Consider the following 20,226-nt stretch of genomic DNA (forward strand, 5'->3'; position numbering starts at 1 on the left):
CGAGACCGCCTAGGCGTGGCCGGCGGCCTGCATCTGGCGCAGTTCTTTCTTCAGTTCGCTGACCTCGTCGCGGATCCGCGCCGCCACTTCGAACTGCAGTTCGGCGGCGGCTCCGTGCATCTGTTCGGTAAGCTGCTCGATCAGTCCCACCAGGTCCTCGGCCGGACCTGCCGCCAAACCATCCGCACGGACCTGGGCCGCACCCTTGGCTCCGGACTTGGCCCGCTTGGCGCCCTTGGCGAGCCGGTTGTTCTTGAGCAGTTCCTCGGTGTCGGCATCTTCCTTGGCCAACTGGTCCGTGATGTCGGCGATCTTCTTGCGCAACGGCTGGGGATCGACGCCATGGTCTTTGTTGTAGGCGACCTGGATGGCGCGGCGGCGGTTGGTTTCGTCGATGGCGAGGGCCATGGAGTCGGTGATCCGGTCCGCGTACATGTGCACCTGGCCCGAGACATTGCGGGCTGCACGGCCGATGGTCTGGATCAGCGACGTGGACGAACGCAGGAACCCTTCCTTGTCCGCATCCAGGATGCTGACCAGGGACACCTCTGGCAGGTCAAGGCCCTCACGGAGGAGGTTGATGCCCACCAGGACATCGAAGGAGCCCATCCGCAGCTCGCGCAGGAGTTCCACTCGGCGCAGGGTATCGACGTCCGAGTGCAGGTACTCCACTTTCACGCCGTGACCCAGCAGGTAGTCTGTGAGGTCCTCCGCCATACGTTTGGTCAGCGTGGTCACCAGGACGCGTTCGTCCTTCTCTACCCGGGTCTTGATCTCACCGAGGAGGTCATCGATCTGTCCCTTGGTGGGCTTGACCACCACCTCGGGATCCACCAGCCCGGTGGGACGGATGATCTGCTGGACGAATCCGTCCGCCTTGCCAAGTTCGTACTTGCCCGGGGTGGCCGAAAGGTAGACGGTCTGGCCCACCCGCTGGAGGAACTCGTCCCATTTCAGCGGCCGGTTGTCCATGGCGGACGGAAGGCGGAAGCCAAAGTCCACGAGGTTCCGCTTACGGGACATGTCACCCTCGTACATGGCGCCGATCTGCGGAATGGTTACATGGGACTCGTCCACCACCAGCAGGAAGTCGTCCGGGAAGTAGTCCAGGAGGCAGTGCGGGGCGGTGCCCGGTTCCCGGCCGTCGATATGGGCGGAGTAGTTTTCGATGCCGTTGCAGAAGCCCATCTGCTGCATCATTTCGAGGTCGTAGGTGGTCCGCATCCGCAGCCGCTGGGCTTCGACGAGCTTGTTTTGGCTTTCCAGCACCTTCAGCCGGTCCGCGAGTTCATCCTCGATCCGCTTGATGGCCCGCGCCATCCGCTCCGGTCCAGCCACATAGTGCGATGCCGGGAAGACGTACATCTCTTCCTCGTCGCGGATGACCTCACCGGTCAGCGGGTGGAGGGTGTGGATGTTCTCGATTTCGTCGCCGAAGAACTCGATCCGGATGGCCAGTTCCTCATACATCGGAATGATTTCCACGGTGTCCCCGCGGACCCGGAAGGTGCCGCGGTGGAAGTCGACGTCGTTGCGCGCGTACTGCATGGAAACAAACTTGCGCAGGAGGTCGTCCCGGTTCATTTCTGCACCCTTGCGCAGGGTGACCATGCCGGAGATGTATTCCTCCGGGGTTCCCAGGCCGTAGATGCAGGACACGGTGGCCACCACGATCACGTCCCGGCGGGTCAGCAGCGCGTTGGTGGCGGAGTGCCGGAGCCGTTCCACTTCCTCGTTAATGGAGGAATCCTTCTCGATGAAGGTGTCCGTCTGCGCCACGTAGGCTTCGGGCTGGTAGTAGTCGTAGTAGGAGACGAAGTACTCCACCGCGTTGTTGGGCAGCAGTTCGCGGAATTCGTTGGCGAGCTGGGCGGCAAGGGTCTTGTTCTGGACCATCACCAGGGTTGGCCGCTGGACCTGCTCAATGAGCCACGCGGTGGTGGCGCTTTTGCCGGTACCGGTGGCGCCGAGGAGCACCACGTCCTTCTCCCCGTTGTTGATGCGTTCGGTCAGCTCCGCGATGGCGGCCGGCTGGTCACCCGCGGGCTTGAATTCGCTGATGACTTCAAAGGGCGCTACAACACGGTTGATCTCCTGCGCAAGGCTCATGGATCTAATTTACAGCCGGGCACCGACAGTGAAGCGTCCAATCCGTTACGGGCGAACAAGCGCCGGGACGGGGCGGCCGTTCACGACGCGTACGACGGCGGCGCCCACCCGGCTGTCCGGGCCCATGCGGACATCGCCGGCCAGGCAACGTCGGTGAACCACGGTTCCTTCGCCTCAGCGTAGGATCCGGTTCCGGCGGAGTCGGAAAAGCGGCGGGCGAGGTCCGCCTTGTGCGCCTGGTAGAGCGCAAGCGCGGAAGGATCGTTCCGCAGCCAGTCCCGGAACATCAGCGCATATCGCCATCCGGCCGAGCCGGCCGGCCGCACATGCACGTTCACCGCCCGGCCTGGATCCGCGTTGGCGTGGAATCGTTTGAGCCATGACGCGGGATCCGGCGTACCGGGTTTCGGCGTGTCCGATTCGATCCCCCGCACAGCCGGGTATCCGGCAGCGGCCAGGAGCGGCGCGATCGCAGCTGCGGCCGCCATGTCAGGCACGGCCACCTGGAGGTCGATGACGTCCTTGGCAGCCAGGCCGGGGACGGCGGTGGAGCCTATGTGGTCCACCGCCAGGATGGCGTCAGGGGCGGCCGCCCTCAGCCGCGCCGCGATCAGCGCGGCCTGCCGGGACCAGTCCCGGCTGTGCGGGGCAAGGACCGGCCCGCCGGTACGCGGGGCCCGGGTCCCGGCGGCGAGGTTGCGGGCGTAAGGCTGCAACCGCTGTTCCCAGAGCCGGTCCACCTGGTCCAGGAGCTGCTCCACGGTGCCGGAGTTGTCCAAGACGACGTCGGCGGCTGCCAGGCGTTGCTCGCGGGTGGCCTGGGCGGCCATCCGTGAACGCGCCGCTTCCGGGGTCATTCCCCGCAGCGCCTGCATGCGCTGCAGCCGAACGTCATCGGGAGCGTCCACCACCACGACAAGGTGGAAGCTTCTCCCCTGCCCGGTCTCGACCAGCAGGGGAATGTCCTGGACCACGACGGCGTCATCCGGTGCCGCTGCCGTCAGCTCGGCCGCGCGGGCCCGCACCAGGGGGTGGACGATGGCGTTCAGGGCCGCCAGGCGCTCCGGCTGGCCGAACACCGCTTCGCCGAGGCGCGCGCGGTCAAGCCGCCCGTCGCCGTCGAGCATGTCCGCGCCGAACCCGGCAGCGATCTGTTCCAGGCCTTGGGTCCCGGGCTCCACAACCTCCCGGGCCAGTGCATCCGCATCCACCAGGATCGCGCCGCGCTCCTTCAGCCGGGCCGCCACCACCGATTTTCCTGAGGCGATTCCGCCCGTCAAGCCGATTTTCAACACCCTCCCACCCTACTGAACCGCGTGTGAAGCCGGCGTCCGTGGCGTCACGGAATGTCCACCGAACCCCGAAAGCGCCGGTTCCCGCCGCCGCTAGACTGGGCCGGGTGCAAGCGCAAGACAGCAGGACCACTACTTACACCACGTTGGCGGCCGGCCATGACGTCCGGCACGAGCTGGAGATCAAGCGGTCCAGGTTCATCACCGTCCTCCGCAGGGCCGGAACGGAGGAGGACGCCCGGGAACTGGCTGCCGGGCTTCGCCGCGAGTTCCACGATGCCCGGCACCACTGCTCCGCGTTCGTCATCGGCCCGGACCGCAGCATCCAGCGCTCCAGCGACGACGGCGAGCCCGCGGGCACCGCAGGGATCCCCATGCTCGAAGCGCTGGTGAAAAGGGAAACGGCACCCGGGGTGGCCGACCTCAGCGACGTCAGTGCCGTCGTCGTGCGCTATTTCGGCGGAGTGCTGCTGGGCGCGGGCGGCCTGGTCCGCGCCTACTCGGAATCTGTCTCCGCGGCACTGGAACAGGCACCCCTGATCCGGCGCAGCAGGCTGCGGATCTGCTGGACGGCGGTGCCGCACGCCGGGGCCGGCCGGCTGGAGAACGACCTGCGCGCCGCCGGCCTGGTAATGGCGGAAACGTCCTACCAGGACCGCCTCACGGTCCTGCGCATCGCCGTACCCGACCATGCCGATGCCATTGCGGCAGCAACTGAACGGATCCAGCAGCTCACCGCAGGCTCCGCTGCGCTGACTCCCGAAGGAACGGAGTGGGTTGATGAACGCCTTGCCTGAGGTCACCATCGTGGATGTGGACCGGGCTGTCGCGGACCAGCTGCTCGAACTGGCCAAACGTGATGCCTCCCCTGACGAAGTGGCTCCCCCGCTCGGCGGCCCCGGCTGGAACCTTGAGCGCACCGCCTGGTTCTTCAGCTACCACCACGCGGCAGCCGCCGGCCTTGACGGCCCCGCGGCGGAGAAATCCTGGGCCGTGTTCAGTGGCGGTGACATAGCCGGTTCCGTCCGGCTCAAACGGGAAGCCCACACCGATGTGCTTTCGGCCGAAACCGGCATCTGGCTGGGACGGAGCTTTCGCTCCCGCGGGGTCGCCCGCGCCGCCCTGGGGCTGGTCCTTGAGGAGGCCCGCATGGCGGGCCTGCACCGCGTCACTGCCCGCACTTTGGCCGGTAACCTCAAAGCCCAGCGGCTCCTCGAGGCGGCCGGCGCCGTTCTGACGCCCGACGACGATGGAACGGTCCACGCCGTCGTCCACCTGTGAGGGCGGGAGGCGCTGTCGCCGCAGCAGCGCCCGGGACCCGCAGCAACGAGAACAGGCCCCCTGCCAGAGGCAGGGGGCCTGTTCGCGTTGGTGCCGGGATGAACCCGGCACCGGTGGCAACTAGTTGCCGGTCAGCTTCTCGCGGAGAGCAGCAAGTGCCTCGTCCGAGGCCAGGGTGCCGGCACCGGTGTCGGTGGCAGCAGGCTCGGAGGAGTAGCTGGTAGCGCCGGAATCGCTGTCACCGGACGTTGCAGCTGCAGCGTCGTCGGCAGCGTGCTGGGCAACCTGCTTCTTGTGTGCTTCCCAGCGGGTCTGGGCGTCAGCGTACTGCTGTTCCCAGGCGGCGCGCTGGTTCTCGTAGCCCTCGAGCCATTCGTTGGACTCGGGGTCGAAGCCCTCGGGGTACTTGTAGTTGCCCTCTTCGTCGTACTCTGCGGCCATGCCGTACAGGGCGGGATCGAATTCGGTGCTGTCGGCGTCGACGCCCTCATTGGCCTGCTTGAGGGACAGCGAGATGCGGCGGCGCTCGAGGTCGATGTCGATGACCTTGACGAACAGTTCGTCGCCAACGGAGACAACCTGCTCGGCCAGCTCAACGTGGCGCACGGCGAGCTCGGAGATGTGGACCAGGCCTTCGATGCCGTCTTCGACGCGGACGAACGCACCGAACGGAACCAGCTTGGTGACCTTACCCGGGACAACCTGGCCCAGGGCGTGGGTACGGGCGAAGGTCTGCCACGGATCTTCCTGCGTAGCCTTGAGCGACAGGGAGACACGCTCGCGGTCCAGGTCCACCTCGAGGACCTCGACGGTGACTTCCTGGCCAACCTCGACAACCTCGGACGGGTGGTCGATGTGCTTCCAGGACAGCTCGGAAACGTGAACCAGGCCGTCGACGCCGCCCAGGTCCACGAAGGCACCGAAGTTGACGATGGAGGACACGACGCCGGGACGGACCTGGCCCTTTTCGAGCTTGTTGAGGAAGGTGGAGCGGACCTCGGACTGGGTCTGCTCGAGCCATGCACGGCGGGACAGCACAACGTTGTTGCGGTTCTTGTCCAGCTCGATGATCTTGGCTTCGATCTGCTGACCGATGTACGGAGCCAGGTCGCGCACGCGGCGCATTTCGACCAGGGATGCGGGCAGGAAGCCGCGCAGGCCGATGTCGAGGATAAGACCACCCTTGACGACCTCGATGACGGTACCGGTGACGACGCCGTCTTCTTCCTTGACCTTCTCGATGTCGCCCCAGGCACGCTCGTACTGAGCGCGCTTCTTGGAGAGGATCAGGCGGCCTTCTTTGTCTTCCTTGGTGAGCACCAGGGCTTCGACCTGATCGCCGACGGAGACGACGTCTCCGGGATCAACGTCGTGCTTGATGGACAGCTCGCGGGAGGGGATGACACCTTCGGTCTTGTAACCGATGTCGAGCAGGACTTCATCGCGGTCGACCTTGACGACGGTACCTTCGACGAGGTCTCCGTCGTTGAAGTACTTGATGGTGGCGTCGACTGCTGCGAGGAAGTCCTCAGCGGTACCGATGTCGTTAATTGCGACTACGGGGGTACCGGGCTTCTCGGTGGAGGTGATGGTCATGTAGTAGGGGCTCCGTTGTGGATAGTTAGTCGGTCAGGCAAACCGGCGCGCCCGCGTTATGGAACGCAGGCGCGATTCACGGTGAATCCGACGGATCCTCCGGGTCATCCTGATTTTGTGGATTACTTTCAATGCGGCCTGGGACCGCAAGGACGTGCACGTGGTACACGCCCGTTTATTCTAGTCGGTGCCGGCAACGCGGGTCAAAGCGGCCGGGAGCGGGGACGGGGACTCAGAAGTGGGTCAGGCAGTGCGTCGCCCGTTCCACCGCAAACATCTGCCGGGCCTCGAGGGCGGCGCCCGGCCGTGGCTCGCCGATGGCGCCGGCAGCTTTCAGGGTCACCGGGCACACAGCACCGAGGAAGATCGAGGACAGCGCGGAGACGCCCAGTTCGAGGTCGGCGGCGGTGCCTTCGGGCAGGCGTTCGACGCCGGCCTGGCCGCCCTCCACGGTCAGCGCAAAAATCCCCGGCGTGAGGCCGAGCGGATCATCGACTTTGAGGACCAGCCGGCCATCGGCAGGGTAGTGGCGCGCAGCGAGGGCTTGTGGAACGTCGAGGATCCTCAGCCAGAGCATGTCGCGGCTGTCCGAGGCGTCGATGCAGCGCGGGTCAGCCAGGGCCCAGGCAAGGGGATCATCCACCGGCGCCTCGTTCCAGGTGACCCGCTCCACGAGGTCGATGGCCGCCAGGTACTGCCACAGTTCGAGGTAGGCATGGTCGGTGGCGGCGACAAGGTCCACCACTTCCACCGTGTAGGGGGTGGTGTCCCAGCCAAGGAACTTGTAGGAGACATAGCCGTCGATGGTTGCGTCCGGGCCGTAGTGCAGCGCCACCTTGATGGCGGGATCTTCCTTGCCGTCGCGTCCCAGCGACCCGGAGGCCAGGTGCCGGTACCATTCCTGCCGGCCGAGGGACCCTGGCGTGTGCCGGTGGACGCGTTCGAACACGGCGGGGGCCACGTCCAACAGGGTCTTGGGGTCCGCCACTTCCACGGCGCCCGTGGCCGTGTGCCGCAGGGCAAACCGGGCCGTCGTGTCCACTTTCACGGTGCGCTCAAGGCTTGCCACGCCGTAGCCGAACCTGCCGTAGATACTGCCCTCCGAGGCCGTCAGCGCTGCCATGGCGATGCCGTCATCCTTGGCGGCCTGGAGGTCTTCGGTCATCATGCGGCGCAGGAGGCCGCGCCGGCGGTGCGATGTACGGACGGTCACGGCCGTAACCATCTGCGTTTCCAGCATGCGGCCGAAGCCAATGTTCAGGGTTTTGCGGAAGGTCCCGAAGGTGGCAACGGGCACCTCGGCAGGCAGCGACGAGGGGGCCACGGGACCGGTCTGGTAAACCCCGGTGAAGATCCGGCCGTCGACCTCATAGGTGGCAAGGGACCGCTCCCGGTGCTCGGGGGTGCGGGTGGAGTCGTGGAAACCGAACCCGACGGCCTTGGCCCAGGTTTCGGCCTCCGCGTACCCTTCGTTGCCTTTGGACACGGCGGGAAAGCGCCGGATTTCATAGTTTCCGCTCAGATCACCCATTTACCCGAGCCTAGCCAATGAATCCGGCGCTTGACCAGCACAAACACGCCGGCCGTCTGCTGGACCGGCAGGAAGCCTAGTGGCCGGCGTCGTACCAGCTGGGGCCGACGCCGATCTGCACTTCCAGGGGCACGCTGAGGTCGGCGGCGGCTGCCATCTGCTCGGTGACCAGCTTTTCCACGGCGGCCCGCTCCCCCGCCGCCACCTCGAGGACAAGTTCGTCATGGACTTGGAGCAGCATCCTGGACTTCAGCCCCTGGGCCTTGAGCTCGTCATGAACACCGAGCATGGCGCGCTTGATGATGTCCGCGGCGGAGCCTTGGATGGGGCTGTTCAGGGCAATGCGTTCGGCGTTTTCGCGCAGCTGGCGATCCGTGCTGGTGAGATCGGGGAGGTAGCGGCGGCGGCCTTCGATGGTGGCCGTGTAACCATCCACCCGGGCCTGGTCCACCACGCCCCGCAGGTAGTCGCGGACGGCGCCGAAGCGGTCGAAGTAGTCCTTCATCAGGGTACGGGCCTCGTCGACGGAGATCTCCAGCTGCTTGGACAGGCCGAAGGAGGTCAGCCCGTAGGCCAGCCCGTAGGACATGGCCTTGACCTTGGAGCGCATGGCGCTGGTGACCTGGTCCGTGGGCACGTGGAAGATGTTCGAGCCGACGAAGCGGTGCAGGTCCTCGCCGTCCTTGTAGGCCTGGATCAGCCCTTCGTCGCCGGACAGGTGCGCCATGATGCGCATTTCGATCTGCGAGTAGTCCGCGGAAAGCAGGCATTCGTAGCCGTCGCTGACCACGAAGATGCCGCGCACGCGGCGGCCTTCCTCGCTGCGGATGGGGATGTTCTGCAGGTTGGGGTTGTTCGAGGAGATGCGGCCGGTTGCCGCGACGTTCTGGGCGTAGGTGGTGTGGATGCGGCCGTCCTCTGCCACCGATTTCTTCAGCGACTCGAGCATTTGGCGCAGCTTGGCGGCCTCGCGGTGGGCCATGAGCTGGACCAGGAACTCGTGCCCGGTTTTTTCCAGGAGGTTCTTCAGCGATGCCGCGTCCGTGGTGTAACCGGACTTGATCTTCTTGGTTTTGGGCAGCTGCAGTTCGTCGAACAGTACCGTCTGGAGTTGCTTGGGCGAGCCCAGGTTGACCTCGTGCCCGATGGCGGCAAACGCCTGTTCCTGGGCCTGGTCGATCACTCGCGCCAAATCGGCGAGCTGTTCGTCCATTTTGTCCATGTCGATCGCGATGCCGGCGAGTTCCATGTCCGCGAGGACGCGGCCCACCGGCAGCTCAAGGGTGGACAGCAGGTCTTCGGCCTTGCGCTCCTTGAGTTCATCCTCGAAGAAGCGGCTGAGGGCGAGGACGACGGCGCCGGCCTGGACCAGGGCATCGGCGGCGGCGGTGTCCTCGCCGTCGAACGACAGCTCCAATTGCCCGGCCTTGGCCGTGGCAGCGGGGATTCCCACGTTGAGGTGGTGCTGGGCCAGTTCGGCGAGCTCGTAGGTGCGCCGGTCCGGCTCGATCAGGTAGCCGGAAATGGAGGTGTCGTCCACCACGCCCTCCAGCTTGAGGCCACGGGCGGAGAGTGCCTTCAGCGCGGCTTTGAAGCCGTGTATCACCTTGGCCGCCTCCCGGTCCCGAAGCCACCCGGCCAGGACATTCTCTGTCTCCGCGTCCTGGCCGGCGAGGTCGATGTAGACGGCGGCGTCACCACGGACGATCGCCAGCGCCGCGGCGTCCTCGCCGATCCGTCCGGGCACGAGGTCGACGGCGAGGGCCGAGCGGTGGCCCACTCCCGCGGCCAGGAAGGCGGCAAGTTCAGAGGCATCCGCGGGAGTGCTGTACTCCGGGGTGTCAATGCTGTCCCGCTCCGCTGCCGGGGTGTCGGCGTCGCCGTAGAGGGCGAAGAGGCGGCCGCGGATGGCCTTGAATTCGAGCTGGTCGAAAAGGTCCTCAAGGACGGCCTGGTCGGGCCGCGGCTGGTAGAGGTCGTCGAGCGTGACCGGCAGGTCGAGGTCGGTGTGGAGCTGGTTCAGCCTGCGGTTGCGCTTGACGGCGTCCACATTCCCGCGCAGGGCGTCACCTACCTTGCCGCCGATGGAGTCGATGTTTTCCAGCACCCCTTCGAGGCCGCCGTAGAGGTTGATCCACTTGGCTGCCGTCTTGGGCCCGACACCGGGTACGCCGGGCAGGTTATCCGCCGTCTCGCCCACCAGGGCGGCGAGGTCGGAGTAGCGGGACGGGCTCACGAAGTACTTGGCCTCGATGGCCGCGGCGTCCATCCGGGGAATGTCGCTGACGCCCTTCTTGGGATAGAGGACGAAGACGTTGTCCGTGATCAGCTGGAAGGCGTCTCGGTCGCCGGAAACGAGGAGGACCTCGAAGCCGGCCTTTTCGCCCATGGCGGCAAGGGTTGCGAGGATGTCGTCGGCCTCGTAACCGGGCATCTTGATGGTCTTGATCCCCCAGGCTTCCATCACCTGCCCGATGAGGTCGATCTGCCCGCTCATCTCGCGGGGTGTCTCGTTGCGGCCGCCCTTGTACTCGCTGTACTCGGCCTTGCGGTGCGTGGATTCGTCCGAGACGTCGAAAGCAACGGCGATGTGCGTGGGCTGCTGTTCCTTGATCAGGTTGATCAGCATGGACGTAAACCCGTGGATGGCGTTGGTGTGCTGGCCGTTGGCGGTGGAGAACTTGTCCGCCGGAAGGGCGAAGAACGCCCGGAAAGCCATGGAGTGCCCGTCAAGCACCAGGAGGCGCGGCTGGCCGGTGATGGGGACAACGGGGGCAACGGTAGCGGAAACCGACCCGCCGGCAGCAGGGGAAGCGTCACTGGCTCCCGGGTCCTGGGGGGTGGAAGCAGGCTGCGCCGAGGGCTCTTCCTCCAGGACCTGGGACGGGAAAGGGGCCGGTTTGGTTGTTTCACTCACAGGTGCCAGCCTAGTTGCCATGACAGACAATTTCACGCCGGGCCCCTTCGCCGAAGAGCTGGCAGCGGCCGGAATCCCCGACCATATGCACGGCTGGCTGGGCGCGTTTGGCGTCGGCGCACTCGTGGTCAAAATGGGGATCCATTTCCTGGAGATGAGCCCGGAACGGACAGTCGCCACCATGCCGGTGGAGGGCAACACGCAGGTCGCGGGAATCCTCCACGGCGGCGCCCACGTGGTGCTGGCGGAAACCCTCGGTTCGTTCGCCGCCGGAATGCACGCGGGTCCGGGAAGGCACGCCGTCGGCATCGAGGTCAACGCCACCCATCACCGTTCGATTGCGCAGGGGCTGGTTACGGGTACGTGCACCGCGATCCATTTGGGCCGCACGCTCACCACCCATGAGGTGGTCATGACCGACGCCCGGGGGCGGCGGCTGTCATCTGCCCGGATCACGAACATGCTCCGGGACAACGCCGGCTGAATCAGGCAGCGCCGGGCGGTGTTGTTTGCGCGGCCAGCAGGTAGCGCAATTCAACGATCCCCCTGCCGAGGGTGCGGGAGGCGGCCAGTTCGAGCGGGGCCGTCGGCCCCTTCAGCGGCAGCAGCCGCTTTCCCTCCCCCAGCACCACGGGAATCAGGGAGAGGATGATCTCATCCAGCAGCCCGGCGTCGGCAAACTGGGCGGCCAGGTTGCCGCCGCCCACCACCCAGATGTTCCGGCCCTGCGCGGATTTCCGGAAGTCAGTTATGAATTCGGCCACGTCGCCGCGGACGAAGGTGACGTCGGCCCCTTCGGCGACCGCGTACTCATGGTGCGTGAAGACGTACGTCGGAGTGCCCGCGTAGGGCCAGGTGCCGGCGTCGTGCTCCTGCAGCCAGGCGTACGTCTCCCCGCCCATGACGATGCACCCCACCCCGGCCATGAACGCGTCGTAGCTTTCCGCCCCGCCCTCGAATCCGTCGAACTGCAGGAGCCAGCCGAGGTCGTCCGTTGAGGTGGCGATGAATCCGTCCAGGGAGGCGGCTACGAAGTACTGGATGCGCGGCATGGGCCCAGCCTAGCCAACCCCGGCCGTGCTGCCCATGGTCGGGTCCAGCCGGAGGAACCCGCTACTTGGTGAAGTACGGGATGATCAGGTACAGCCCGAAGAGCACGGCCACGCCACACAGGGAGAAGCACAGGTAGGCCACCGAGCGCTTGATCCCCGGGGAGGGTTGCTGGGCGTCGGCGGCGATTGCCGTAAACCTGACGCCGAGCGAGTAGAGCGTAACCACCAGTGCGGCGGAAATGAGCGTGGTGCCTGCGACGGTCAGGAGTTCCAACCACTTCATCGCTGATTCTCCTTAGGGGTGTTGGCAGCAGCGCCATTGTCAGCTTTGGCCTGTTCCTTGGCCTGTTCCTTCGCTTTGGCCCGGGCGCGGGCCATGGCCTTTTTCTTGGCGAAGCGGACCGCTTGGCCGGCCTCCTCGACCTCGACCGCATTTTGGTGGCCCACAGAAGACTTGCGCGAGTAGAAGAACATGAACAGCACAGCGCCGCTGCCGGCCACGGCAGCAATCAGCACGCCCACCGCGCCGGTCTTGACCAGCAGGGCAGTCAGGGCACCGACAATTCCCGCTGCCGGCAAGGTGAAGAGCCAGCCGAGTGCGATCTTGCCCACCATGTTCCAGCGGACGGTGGTACCGCGGCGTCCCATTCCGGAGCCGATGACCGAGCCGGACGCCACCTGGGTGGTGGAGAGGGCGAAGCCAAGATGGGAGGAGGCGAGGATCGCGGAGGCGGTGCTGGTCTCGGCCGCGAAGCCCTGCGCGGGCTTGACCTCCGTCAGGCCGGAGCCCATGGTGCGGATAATGCGCCAGCCGCCGGCGTAGGTACCGATCGCAATGGCCAGGGCGCAAGCTGTGATCACCCAGAGTTGCGGGCCCGAACCGGGAGCCTGGCTGCCCGCGGCGATCAACACCAGGGTGATGATGCCCATGGTTTTCTGGGCATCATTGGTGCCGTGGGCGAGGGCTACCAGGCTGGAGGTGAAAATCTGGCCGGTGCGGAAACCGCCGCGCTTCTGGGTGAGCTTGCTGCCGGTCTCGGGATCGTGGCGGGCGGTGAGCGCATAAGCAAGCCGGGTGCAGACGTAGGCCGCGAGCCCGGCGATAACCGGGGCGAAGACAGCGGGAAGGATGACCTTCTGGAGCAGGCTCTCGAAGTTGACGGAACTGAACCCTGCACCGACAACGGCGGCACCAATCAGGCCGCCGAAGAGTGCGTGCGATGAGCTGGATGGCAGCCCCTTGAGCCAGGTGACCATGTTCCACAGGACGGCCCCCATCAGGCCGGCGAAGATAATCTCCGGGGTAATCTGCACGCCACCGGATCCTTCGCGGATGATTCCACCCGACACCGTCTTGGCCACTTCGGTGGACAGGAAAGCGCCCACAAGGTTCAGGACGGCCGCCAGGGCCACCGCTGTCCGCGGCTTGATGGCGCCCGTTGCGATGGGTGTGGCCATGGCGTTCGCGGTGTCGTGGAACCCGTTCGTGAAGTCGAAAAATAGTGCCAGTGCGATGACCAGCGCCACCATGAAGGTGATATCCACCTGTTGCCCAATCTGCAGAGTCGACGTTCAGCAGTTTCTCCTACCAGGCTGCCTTGCACAGCATAGTTCACCAGCTGTTTGCGTGGAATGACTTGCGGTGGGGGCCGGGACCGGCGGGAAACCTTATCGATCGTACGCGTCCCCGGCATGAGGACAAAACAGTGGCGGGCGCCGCCAACGGGTGTCCGCCGGCGTTGGTCCGCCTCGTTTCCACGCCATCGCGGCGGGGACCGGGGCTGTCTCCTGTCGCGCGGCTTCAGCCCTGGTGGAACTGCGCGGAACGGGGCGGCGCATCCAGTTCCGGCGCGATCTTCTCTTCGATCGCGGCGACGGTTACATCGGGCAGGACAATCAGGCCGTCCAGTTCGCGGCGGGCCCGTTTGTAAGCGGCCTGGCGTTCAGCGGGCGTGGCGGCCTGGTTTTCCGCGATCATCAGAAGTTTCCGTGCCGTGGCAAGCCGTTCGCGCTCGGGACCGCTGAACCTGCTGTCCCTGATCCGCTTTGCTTCTCGTTCCGCGACGTCGAGCGCCACCGCAAAGTTGTTGACTGCCTGCCGGTACGACTCAAGTCCGGTCACGGAAGTCAGGTCCGCGGCAGATGCCGGCCGCTTGCCGTCTGCTTCCCGTTTGGCTCGCAGGAAGGCGACCGTGAGCGGCTCACGGACGTCGGTCATCAGCGGAAAGTCGATGAGCTTGCCGACATCGAGTTCGTACTCGAGCCACCGTTTGTTGGTGGTGTCATGGGCATCCATCAGCGCCTGCACCTCTGCCAGGGAGGCGCTCTCGACTTCACGTGCCTGGTTCTTCAGGTTGTACAGTTCAACCCGGCGCCGGTGGCGCCGTTCGGCGGCACGCCGCCAGCCGCCGGCCCAGCGGCCGGCGAAAGCCATCAGCGGGAAAACCAGCCACCATTTGTCGGAAAGAAATTCCATGAGGGGACTCACCCCTCCATCCTCGCAGCACGGCGGGCCCGCCTCAAGGAGTGGGCAGGGTGGATTCGTCCGGGTCGCGGCAGGAACTGCAGTGGCCGGCCGTCCCCGCCACGTAGGCCCGGGCAGGTTGCGGTCAGGGAGCCTGCGTGGCTTGCGCGCCGTTGACGTTGACCAGCCAGGACACTCCGAAACGGTCCACGCACATGCCGAAAACGTCGCCCCACGGCGCTTTTTCCATGGGGACCGTGACCGCACCGCCCTCACCGCTGAGCTTCTCGAAGTAGCCCCGGAGCTCCCCTTCGTCGTCCCCGCTCAGGGACACCGAGATCGATGAACCCGGGTGGTATTCCATACTGTTCGGGGTGTCGGCACCCATGAGCACCAGGCCTTGGGTGGTGGTGAGCATGCCGTGCATGATCTTCTCGGCTTCGGCAGGATCGTCGCTGGCCTGGAAGTCGGCGAACGTGCTCAGTGTCAGTTCGCCGCCAAAGACAGACTGGTAGAAGTTCATTGCCTCCCGGGCGTTGTCCCGGAAGCTCAGGTAGGGGTTGAGGATGGTGGGCATGGCGGGGTCTCCTTAACATGGCCGGAACGGGTGCAGAAACCATCCTGCCCGATCCGGCGCCGGCCCGGTAGGGGATGCCTCCCCTGTTCATCCCGTGTTTGAGCGGTCGAAAGGGCAGCCTCAACGTGCCCCGGGTGATGGTGCGGTGCGGCCCAGGGAACGTAGGCTCGGGTGATGGCCAGATTCTTTGATGTTCATCCGCACGACCCCCAGCCGCGCGCCATTGCGCAGGCAGTCAAAATCATTCGCGACGGCGGACTGATCGCCTACCCCACGGACTCCTGCTATGCCTTGGGAGCCCAGATGGGCAACAAGGATGCCTTGGACCGGATCCGAAGCATCCGCCACCTGGATGACAAGCACCATTTCACCCTCGTGTGCCGGGATTTCGCTCAGCTGGGCCAGTTCGTGAACATTGGGAACGATGTCTTCCGCAGCATCAAGGCTGTCACTCCGGGCAGCTACACGTTCATCCTTCCTGCCACCAAGGAGGTTCCGAAGCGGCTGCTCCACCCGAAGAAGAAAACGGTGGGGGTGCGCATTCCGGACAACCGGGTGGTCCAGGCATTGCTCGCCGAACTTGGTGAGCCCCTGCTCTCGAGCACGCTCCTGCTGCCGGATGAGGACGAACCGCTGACCGTCGGCTGGGAAATCAAGGAGCGGCTGGACCACCAGGTGGATGCGGTGATCGACGCCGGAGACTGCGGCGCCGAGCCCACCACTGTGGTCGACTTCTCCAGCGGGGTGGCCGAGGTGGTCCGGCGCGGCATGGGCGACCCGTCCCGCTTCGAATAGCCTCGCCGCACCTGCGGTGGCGTGGCCCTGTGGCGGCGCCGCCGTCGTACTGTCCGACGACGACGGCGCCGCCACAGGGCCAACGTGCCCGTCGTGTCGGGCCCGGGTCAGTCGTTGTTGGCGTCGGCCGGCTTTCTTGCCCGGCTGGGCTGCACCCTGGGCGGTTCGCCCGGCATCTTGGGGTAGTCCGGCGGGAAGGGCATCTCCCCGAGTCCGTCCTTGCAGTCCCGGTCCCACCATTCCAGGAGCGTGTCGATGGTGCCGGGCTTGGCGCTGAAGTCAGCCCAGGGATCTCCCACCGTCTTCAAGCGTTCCGGCACCGTCAGGATGGTGAAGTTCTTTGGATCCGCTTTTTCCAGTTCCGCCCAGGTGAGGGGGCAGGACACGGGGGCGTGCGGGAGGGCCCGCGGGCTGTAGGCGCCGGCGATGGTACGGTCCCGGTTGGCCTGGTTGTAGTCGAGGAACACCCGGCGGCCGCGTTCTTCCTTCCACCAGGCCGTGGTCACCTTGTCCGGGATCCGGCGCTCCACCTCCCGGGCGGCGGCGATGACGGCGTGCCGGACATCAAGGAACTCGCGGTTTGGCTCGATGGGAGCGTAGACGTGCAGGCCGCGGTTTCCGGAGGTCTTGACGAAGCCGGTGAGCCCTGCCTCCGCAAGGACGTCCTTGAGCACCAGGGCAGCGGGGACGGCGTCGCCGAAATCTGTCCCGGGCTGCGGGTCGAGGTCGATGCGGAGTTGGTCCGGATTGTCGGTGTTTTCCGCCCGGGACGGCCAGGGGTGGAAGACCACGGTGTTCATCTGGACGGCCCAGACGGCAGCTGCCGGTTCGTCAAGGACCAGTTGGGGATGGGACCTGGCGCTGGGGTACACCACCTTGACGGACCTGACGAAGTCCGGCGTGCCCTTTGGCGGGTTCTTTGAGAAGAACATCTCGCCTTCGATGTTGTCCGAGTACCGCTGGAGGGACACGGGCCGGTCCCCGTTGGCGGCAATGAAGGCCTCCCCCACGTCGCAGATATACCTGGCGAGGTCCAACTTGGTCAGGCCCAGGTCCGGCCAGAGGACGCGGCTGGGGCTGGAGATGCGCATTTCGCGCTCGCCGTTGGGACCTTGGACGGTGATGGTGGTCTGTTCGCTCGCCATGGGGACAACGTACACCCGGCCGCCGGCAGACACCGGCATATGCGGCCGCCCTCGGGCATGATGGATCCATGCCCCACCCCGACCATCAGCTCGTCATCGCTGCAGGTGACGCCACGTTTTCGGCCATCTACGCGCGCCCGCACCAACCCACCGCAACAGTGGTGGTGGCGCACGGCGCAGGAGCCGGGATGGACCACCCGTTCCTGCGCGGATTCACGGACGCCCTTAACGGCCTGGGCCTGGCCACCCTGCGCTTCAATTTTCCGTACCGGGAGGCAGGGCGGAAGTTCCCCGACCGCCCTCCGGCTGCCATCGCCGCCTGGCGGGCCGCTATGGACACAGCCCGCGCCCAGGCGAAGGCCAACGGCGACAGCGGCCCCGTCTGGGCGGCGGGCAAGTCATTCGGCGGCAGGATGGCATCCATGGCCGTTGCCGACGGCATGGCCGCCCAGGGCCTGGTGTACCTGGGCTACCCGCTGCATGCCCCCGGCAAACCGGAGAAACTCCGGGACGGGCACCTGTACGGGATCACGGTGCCGATGCTGTTCCTGCAGGGAACGCGCGACACGTTTGCCACCCCCCACATTTTGACGGACGTCGTGGCCCGGATCGGCTCCAATGCGGTCCTGGAGTGGGTGGAGGGCGGTGACCACTCCTTTGCCGTGGCGGGAAACAAGCGCCCCACCGACGAGGTGGGTGCGTCGCTGGCGCTTCCAGTGGCCCGGTTCATCGCCGCGCACGCTTAGGGCGCCTGGCAGCGTCGCCCGTTCATCTGATACCTCACGGGCAGGCCGCGGGTGCTGCCCGCCGCCCCCTAACGGCCCTATGTGCGTGGCTTGGCGCGTGCGCTCGCCGGGGCTGACCACGGATCCTCCGGCCAGGGGTGCTTGGGGTAGCGGCCGCGCATTTCGGTACGCACCTGGGCATATGGGCCGGACCAGAAAGAGGTCAGGTCGTCCGTGACGGCCAGGGGGCGGCGTGCCGGGGACAGCAGGTGGAAGAGCACCGGAACCCGTCCGCCGGCAAGCCGGGGTGATTCAGCCAGCCCGAAGCATTCCTGGAGTTTCACCGCCACCACGGGCGCCGCGCCGTCGTCGCCAGGCTCCGGGTACTCGATCCGGACCCGCGAACCGCTGGGCACTTCAAGCCATTCCGGAGCGAGCTCGTCGAGCCTGGCGGCCTCGGGCCACGGGAGCAGCCCGCGCAGCGCCCCGGCCAGGTCGAGGGAATCCAGCGGCGCCCCCGCGGCGAGGGCTTCCAACCCGGTTCCCAGCCACTCTTCCAGCCGGGCCAGCAGGGCCGTATCCGAGACATCGGGCCACGGCTCCCCTGCCTGGCGGTGCAGGAAAGCGAGCCGGCTCCGGAAGGAGGCCGCCGCCGTCGGCCAGGAAAGGGCTGCCAGCCCGCCCGCCTGGAAAGCGGCTGCCACCGCGGCCCTGCCTTGGGCGGCCGTGGGACGCACCGGTGTCGAGGCAAGTACGACCGCCCCCAGCCGCTTGGTCCTGCGGGCCGTCAGCCGCCCTCCGCTGAAGCGCGTGTCCACGGTTTCAGCCAGCAGGTGCGCGGCCGCAGTTTCGGCCATGGTGGCGGACAAGGGTGCCGCGGCGCGGATCACGGCACCGGTTCCGGCCGCGTCCCGGCCACCGGCCCGCGAAACGTCGGCCACGGCCAGCCATTCGTTGCCTGAGAGGGTACTGCCGCCGGGGAGGCCCGCCCGGGTGCCCGACGTGAACAGGTACTGCCCCGACCCCTCGCTGCCGGGGACGCGGCGTGCCACGCGGTCGGGATAGGCGAGGGCGACGACGGCGCCCACAGCTTCGCCCCGGCCCGGGGGCAACGCCGCGGGAACCGGGGCATGGCGGTCCGGCTGCCGGCGGGCCAGGGACGCAAGGCGTTTGGCTTCCTCGGCCCAACGCCGGCCGGCAGGCCCGGGATCTGCCCGCAGCTGGGCCAGGAGCCGGGGCAGGTCCGCCCCGGGCGCGCGGTGGTCCCCGGAGAGCGCAGCCACCACCTCGGCGGCCAGCCGGGTCCCGGCGGATGCGGCACCTTCAAGCAACGCCCGGGCGAGCCGGGGGTCGGCGGGTACGGCCGCGAGCAGCCGGCCTTCGGCCGTCACGTGGCCGTCGTCGGTTACGGCGCCGAGCTCCCGCAGGACCTCGACGGCGTCATCCATGGCCTGGCGGGGTGGCGCGTCCGGCAGGGGCAAGCCCTCCCCGCCGGGCGAGCCCCAGCGGGCCAGGGTCAACGCCGCGCTGGTCAGGTCCGCCACGTTGATCTCCGGCATGACGTGCGCCGGCGCGGCACCGTAGGCCTGCTGGCTGTAACAGCGGACCACGGTGCCCGGGCCTTGCCGGGCCGCGCGTCCTGCGCGTTGCTCAGCGGATGCCCGGGAACAGGAAACGGTGACAAGCCCGCTCATTCCGCGGCCCGCATCGCGCCTGGGCTCCCGGGCCAGGCCGGAATCGATGACCAACCGCACGCCGGGCACGGTCAGGGACGACTCGGCAAGGTCCGTGGAGACGACGATCCGTGGGCCGTCCCCGGGGTGCCGGCCGGACACGGCCCTGTCCTGTTCGGCCGCACCAATCCGGCCGTGCAGTTCCAGGACATCCACGCTGCTGCCCAGCCTGCCGCGCAGGGCCGCGGCCACGTGCGAGACCTCCCGGGCTCCCGGAACGAAGACCAGGGCGTCCACGGAGCTGTCTGCCGCGGCGTGGGCCTCCGCAGCCGTGGCGGCCACTTCGTCAAGGAAGGCGCGGGTCACTCCCCCGGCGTCAAGGCGCGGCGCTTGTGCCGGGAGCCACTGCACCTCGAGCGGGTAATGCACCGCCGGGCAGTCCACCACGGGGACCGGGCGGCCGGATGTGCCCAGCAGCGCAGCGAACCTGGGTGCGTCGAGGGTGGCTGACATGGCGACGACGGCAAGGTCACCGCGCAGCTCGCGGACCTCGGCGAGCATCCCGACCAGGAGGTCGGTTTCGAGGCCGCGTTCGTGCACCTCGTCCAGGACGACGGCGGCCGTCCCGTCCAGGCCCGGGTCCGCCAGGAGCCGGCGCAGGAGGATGCCGGGGGTGACGAACTCAATCCGGGTGTCCGGGCCTGCCCGGCGTTCGCCGCGGACCGTGTAGCCCACCCGCCCGGCAGCCGGGCTGCCAACAAGTTCCGAGAGCCGCCGGGCTGCTGCGCGGGCTGCGACGCGCCGCGGCTGGGTGACGACGACGCGGCCCGAGGTGCCCACAAGGTTGGCCAGCAGGGGCGGGACGAGGGTGGTCTTTCCGGTTCCCGGCGGGGCCTGCACCACGGCGGCGGCCCCGGGGCCGGTTTCCAGTGCCTGCCGCAGCCGGGGAACGGAGGCTGCGAAGGCAAGGCCGGCGCCAATGGCGCGGAGGTCAAAGCCGTCGTCGGCTTGGCCTGCAGGAGGAATCATCCATCTATTCTCCCCTGACCGGGACGAGTTCTTTGGCGCC

At 67.2% G+C, this 20,226-nt stretch carries 17 protein-coding genes; 5 read left to right on the forward strand and 12 right to left on the reverse strand.

Annotated elements, in window-relative coordinates; genetic code table 11:
• Positions 1 to 9 precede the first annotated feature (9 nt).
• Both uvrB and coaE read right to left on the reverse strand, forming a co-directional pair.
• Positions 10 to 2,109, reverse strand: coding sequence for an excinuclease ABC subunit UvrB (gene uvrB / locus QRM96_RS02060; RefSeq protein WP_285318150.1), 2,100 nt, complete (start codon positions 2,107 to 2,109; stop codon positions 10 to 12).
• Between the two features lie 80 nt (positions 2,110 to 2,189).
• The gene (gene coaE, locus QRM96_RS02065; protein WP_285318152.1) at positions 2,190 to 3,404 is read right to left on the reverse strand and encodes a dephospho-CoA kinase; all 1,215 of its coding nucleotides are present in this window, start codon (positions 3,402 to 3,404) and stop codon (positions 2,190 to 2,192) included.
• 104 nt (positions 3,405 to 3,508) lie between these two features.
• On the opposite strand from coaE, the gene QRM96_RS02070 reads away from it, so the two are divergent.
• Positions 3,509 to 4,198 carry an IMPACT family protein gene (locus tag QRM96_RS02070; protein ID WP_026264436.1) on the forward strand — a complete coding sequence of 230 codons (690 nt, stop codon included), beginning with the start codon at positions 3,509 to 3,511 and terminating at the stop codon, positions 4,196 to 4,198.
• Positions 4,182 to 4,682 carry a GNAT family N-acetyltransferase gene (locus QRM96_RS02075; RefSeq protein ID WP_018761236.1) on the forward strand — a complete coding sequence of 167 codons (501 nt, stop codon included), beginning with the start codon at positions 4,182 to 4,184 and terminating at the stop codon, positions 4,680 to 4,682. Before QRM96_RS02070 ends, QRM96_RS02075 begins: the two co-directional genes overlap by 17 nt.
• A gap of 120 nt (positions 4,683 to 4,802) precedes the next feature.
• Here QRM96_RS02075 and rpsA read toward each other — a convergent pair whose 3' ends face one another.
• The 3 genes from rpsA to polA all read right to left on the reverse strand — a co-directional run bounded on the left by rpsA (position 4,803) and on the right by polA (position 10,528).
• Complete coding sequence (gene rpsA / locus QRM96_RS02080; protein WP_018761235.1) at positions 4,803 to 6,278, reverse strand: 30S ribosomal protein S1; 1,476 nt, start codon at positions 6,276 to 6,278, stop codon at positions 4,803 to 4,805.
• A gap of 232 nt (positions 6,279 to 6,510) precedes the next feature.
• A complete protein-coding gene (locus tag QRM96_RS02085; RefSeq protein ID WP_018761234.1) occupies positions 6,511 to 7,809 on the reverse strand; it encodes a GNAT family N-acetyltransferase in 1,299 nt (432 codons plus the stop codon).
• 76 nt (positions 7,810 to 7,885) lie between these two features.
• Positions 7,886 to 10,528, reverse strand: coding sequence for a DNA polymerase I (polA, locus tag QRM96_RS02090; RefSeq protein ID WP_502934872.1), 2,643 nt, complete (start codon positions 10,526 to 10,528; stop codon positions 7,886 to 7,888).
• Between the two features lie 217 nt (positions 10,529 to 10,745).
• Between polA and QRM96_RS02095 the strand changes: the two genes are divergently transcribed.
• Entirely contained in the window at positions 10,746 to 11,210 is a 465-nt protein-coding gene (locus tag QRM96_RS02095) for a hotdog fold thioesterase (protein WP_018761232.1), read from the forward strand.
• A 1-nt stretch (position 11,211) separates the two neighbouring features.
• Here QRM96_RS02095 and QRM96_RS02100 read toward each other — a convergent pair whose 3' ends face one another.
• From QRM96_RS02100 to QRM96_RS02120, 5 genes are all read right to left on the reverse strand, one after another.
• Positions 11,212 to 11,778 carry a dihydrofolate reductase family protein gene (locus tag QRM96_RS02100; protein WP_018761231.1) on the reverse strand — a complete coding sequence of 189 codons (567 nt, stop codon included), beginning with the start codon at positions 11,776 to 11,778 and terminating at the stop codon, positions 11,212 to 11,214.
• 61 nt (positions 11,779 to 11,839) lie between these two features.
• Positions 11,840 to 12,061, reverse strand: a complete 222-nt coding sequence (locus QRM96_RS02105; protein ID WP_018761230.1) for a hypothetical protein — start codon at positions 12,059 to 12,061, stop codon at positions 11,840 to 11,842.
• Positions 12,058 to 13,323 (reverse strand): inorganic phosphate transporter, encoded by a 1,266-nt coding sequence (locus QRM96_RS02110; RefSeq protein WP_018761229.1) that lies wholly within the window; start codon positions 13,321 to 13,323, stop codon positions 12,058 to 12,060. The genes QRM96_RS02105 and QRM96_RS02110 overlap by 4 nt, the downstream gene beginning before the upstream one ends.
• 256 nt (positions 13,324 to 13,579) lie before the next feature.
• Positions 13,580 to 14,254, reverse strand: a complete 675-nt coding sequence (locus tag QRM96_RS02115) for a hypothetical protein (RefSeq protein ID WP_018761228.1) — start codon at positions 14,252 to 14,254, stop codon at positions 13,580 to 13,582.
• Positions 14,255 to 14,387: 133 nt separating this feature from the next.
• A complete protein-coding gene (locus QRM96_RS02120; RefSeq protein WP_018761227.1) occupies positions 14,388 to 14,819 on the reverse strand; it encodes a VOC family protein in 432 nt (143 codons plus the stop codon).
• Positions 14,820 to 14,993: 174 nt separating this feature from the next.
• On the opposite strand from QRM96_RS02120, the gene QRM96_RS02125 reads away from it, so the two are divergent.
• A complete protein-coding gene (locus QRM96_RS02125) occupies positions 14,994 to 15,614 on the forward strand; it encodes an L-threonylcarbamoyladenylate synthase (protein ID WP_133831507.1) in 621 nt (206 codons plus the stop codon).
• Between the two features lie 107 nt (positions 15,615 to 15,721).
• Here the strand turns inward: QRM96_RS02125 and ligD are convergent, their stop codons facing one another.
• A complete protein-coding gene (ligD, locus tag QRM96_RS02130) occupies positions 15,722 to 16,759 on the reverse strand; it encodes a non-homologous end-joining DNA ligase (protein WP_026264433.1) in 1,038 nt (345 codons plus the stop codon).
• 68 nt (positions 16,760 to 16,827) lie between these two features.
• Here ligD and QRM96_RS02135 point away from each other — a divergent pair, with 68 nt between their 5' ends.
• Positions 16,828 to 17,505, forward strand: a complete 678-nt coding sequence (locus tag QRM96_RS02135) for an alpha/beta hydrolase family protein (protein ID WP_018761224.1) — start codon at positions 16,828 to 16,830, stop codon at positions 17,503 to 17,505.
• A 77-nt stretch (positions 17,506 to 17,582) separates the two neighbouring features.
• Here QRM96_RS02135 and hrpB read toward each other — a convergent pair whose 3' ends face one another.
• Positions 17,583 to 20,186: an ATP-dependent helicase HrpB gene (hrpB, locus tag QRM96_RS02140; protein WP_285318156.1), complete on the reverse strand. Its 2,604-nt coding sequence runs from the start codon at positions 20,184 to 20,186 to the stop codon at positions 17,583 to 17,585.
• Positions 20,187 to 20,226 lie beyond the last annotated feature (40 nt).

Source organism: Pseudarthrobacter sp. lyk4-40-TYG-27, assembly GCF_030209295.1.
Lineage (GTDB): Bacteria > Actinomycetota > Actinomycetes > Actinomycetales > Micrococcaceae > Arthrobacter.